Source organism: Streptomyces sp. NPDC058741, assembly GCF_042746715.1.
Taxonomy (GTDB): domain Bacteria; phylum Actinomycetota; class Actinomycetes; order Streptomycetales; family Streptomycetaceae; genus Streptomyces.
This window is the reverse complement of the sequence record NZ_JBHYQH010000100.1, coordinates 1-3307: the sequence shown is the minus strand read 5'-3', so window position 1 is coordinate 3307 and position 3307 is coordinate 1. Positions and strand designations below refer to the sequence as shown.

The 3307-nt window shown below is 75.3% G+C and carries 1 protein-coding gene; it reads right to left on the bottom strand.

Features of this window, described 5'->3' with window-relative positions; genetic code table 11:
• Positions 1-3307 (bottom strand): type I polyketide synthase (locus ACFW6P_RS32000; protein ID WP_386425780.1); only part of this gene is annotated, 3307 nt, incomplete at both ends.

Below are 3307 nucleotides of genomic sequence, written 5' to 3'. Positions count from 1 at the left end.
CCCCGTTGCGCAGCGACTGCGCCGCCAGATGGATCGCCACCAGCGACGACGAGCACGCCGTGTCCACCGTGATCGCCGGCCCCTGCAGCCCCAGCAGGTACGAGAGTCGGCCGGAGATGACACTGGTGGCGTTGCCCGTGAGGAGCAGGCCGTCCAGGCCCTCCGGGGCCTCGTGCAGCAGGGTCGAGCCGTATTCCTGGGCGATGGCACCGACGAACACGCCGGCCGTGCTCTTGTCGAGGGACGTCGGGTCGATGCCGGCGCGCTCGAAGGTCTCCCAGGCGGTCTCCAGGAGCAGCCGCTGCTGCGGGTCCATGGTGAGCGCCTCGCGCGGTGAGATGCCGAAGAACGCCTCGTCGAAGCGTCCGGCGCCGTCCAGGAAGCCTCCGTTGCGGGTGTAGGACGTGCCGGGCTTGTCCGGGTCGGGGTCGAACAGGGTGTCCAGGTCCCAGCCCCGGTCGGTGGGGAACTCGCTGATCGCGTCCGTCTCGGACCGCAGCAGGTCCCACAGGTCCTCGGGACCCGTGACCCCGCCGGGGAGCCGGCATCCCATGGCCACGACGGCGATGGCGTCGTCGTCCGGCGGCGCGGTCGTCCGGACCGGCGGCGGGGACGTGGAAACCGTGGCTCCGGGGCGGCTCTCGTTCAGGTGCTCGGCCAGCGCCTGCGGGGTGGGGTGGTCGAAGACGGCGGTGGGCGTCAGCCGCAGGCCGGTCGCGGCGTTGAGCCGGTTGCGCAGCTCCACCGCGGAGAGCGAGTCGAAGCCGATGTCCTTGAACGCGCCGTCGGCGCGCACGGCGTCCGGCGTCTCGTGTCCGAGGACCGCGGCGGCGTGCCGGAGCACGAGGGCCAGCAGGACGCGCCCGGCCTCCTTCGGAGACAGCCCGGCCAGCTCGGCCGCGGCATCGTTCGCACGGCCCCCCGCGTCGGCGGCGGTACGCCGTGTGGTGGTCCGCACCAGACCGCTCAGCAGGGCGGGAACCCCTTCGGGGCGGCGGCGCAGCGCGGCATGATCGAAGCGGGCGGCGACACAGGTCGCCGCGTCGAGGGCGACGGCGGCGTCGAGGAGGGCCAGTCCCTGTTCGGCGGTGAGCGGCCTGACACCGTTGCGGGCGATGCGGTCGCGGTCGGTGGCACCCAGGTGCGCGGTCAGGCCGCCGTCCTCCCAGAGGCCCCAGGCCACGGCGGTGGCCGGCAGGCCGAGGGAGCGCCGGTGCTCGGCCAGGCCGTCGAGGAAGGCGTTGGCCGCGGCGTAGTTGGCCTGTCCGACGCCCCCGAGGGTGCCGGCGATCGAGGAGAAGAGGACGAAGAGCTCCAGGTCCGTGTCGCGTGTGAGCTCGTGGAGGTGCAGCGCGGCGTCCACCTTGGGCCGCAGCACCGTGTCGACCTGTTCCGGGGAGAGACCGGTGACCATGCCGTCCGCGAGGATGCCCGCGCTGTGCACGACCGCGGTCAGCGGACGGTCGAGGCCGTCGAGCACGGCGGCCAGCGCGTCGCGGTCTGCCACGTCGCACGCCTCGACGGCCACCGAGGCGCCCAGGCCGGTCAGTTCGTCCACGAGGTCGCCGACGCCCTCGGTCGCGCGTCCACGCCTGCTCAGCAGCAGCAGACGGCGGGCACCGTGCGCGGTGACCAGGTGCCGGGCGGCCAGGCGGCCCACGCCGGTGGTCCCACCCGTGACGAGGGCGACCCCCTCGGGGTCCAGCCGGGGCGGCTCGCCGGACGCCGCGTCCGTGGCGGGCGTCAGACGGGGGACGCGCAGTCCGCCCGCGCGGACCGCGGTCTGCGGTTCACCGGAGGCGACCGCGGCCAGAAGTCCGGTCACCTCCCCGGCCCCGGGGTCCGTCCCGGGTTCCAGATCGACCAGGACCAGGCGTCCGGGGTGTTCGGCCTGCGCCGCCCTGACGAGACCCCAGACCGCCGCGCCGGCCGGGTCGGTGACGCCGGAGACGGAGTCGGCCGGCACGGCGCCCCGGGTCACCACGAGCAGGCGCGCCCCCGTGTACCGCTCGTCGGTCAGGTGACGTCGGACCTGCGCGAGCGTGTCCCGCACCAGGGCGTGGACCATGGCGGCGGTGTCCGCGGCCTCCGGCGTGGGCCGGTCGCGGAGCAGGAGCACGGTGTCGGGCGCGGGGGCGGAGGAGTCCGCGGTCAGGTCCCGCGCGCCGGAGGCGTCCACGCCGGCGTCGGCGAGGGCGGCCGTGAGTCCGTCGGCCCGGTCGCCCACCACGAGCCACCGGCCGGAGGGTGTCGGCACGGGTCCCGGCGCGAGGTCCCGCCACTCCGTGCGCAGCAGCATCTGCCGGACGGCCTCGCCGACCGCGGTCACCGCTCCGCCGGACACCGGCCGCGTCAGCAGCGCGCCGACGGAGACGACGGGGGCACCCGTCGGGTCGACGGCGAGCACCGTGACGCCCTCGGAGTCCGACCACGTCAGCCGGACCCGCAGGGTGGTGGCTCCGGACGCGTGCAATTCCACGTCCTGCCAGGAGAACGGCAGGCTGAGCGGACCGGCGCCCTCCTTCCCGATCTCGTTCAGCACGTCGGCGTGGAGGGCGGCGTCGAGCAGCGCCGGGTGGACACCCCAGCCGTCGGTCCTCTCGTGCTCGGGCAGCGCGACTTCGGCGAAGACCTCCCCGTTCCGGCGCCAGAGGGACCGCAGGCCCCGGAACGCCGGGCCGTACCCGTAACCCGCCTGCGCCATCCGTTCGTAGGCATCCGTGACGGGCACCTCCTCGGCCCCGCGCGGCGGCCAGACGGCGAGTTCCCCGGCTCGCCCGGAGCCGGTGCTCCGCGCCGCTGCGGGCGCCAGGAAGCCGCGGGCGTGCCGGGTCCACAGCGGACTGTCGGCCGACTCGCCGTTCTGCGGCGCGGAGTGGACGCCGACCGGCCGCCGCCCGGACGCGTCCGGGGCACCGACGGTGACCTGGACGCTGACGGTCTGCCTCGCCTCGACGGCGAGCGGACTCTCCAGGACCAGTTCCTCCAGGACGGACGCGCCCACCTCGTCCCCCGCCCGGATCGCGGCCTCGACGAAGGCCGTGCCGGGGAACAGGACGGTCCCGTTCACCACGTGGTCGGCGAGCCAGGGGTGGGTGGCCGTGGAGATCTGCCCCGTGAGGACCAGGCCGTCCTCCTCGGCACGATGGACCGCGGCGCCGAGGATCGGGTGGCCGACGGAACGCAGGCCGAGGGACTGGGGGTCCCCTCCGGTGGAGGGGGTGAGCCAGTGGTGGGTGCCTTGGAAGGGGTAGGTGGGGAGGTCGGGGTGGATGGGGGTGGGGGTGGGGCGGAGGGGGATGCCGTG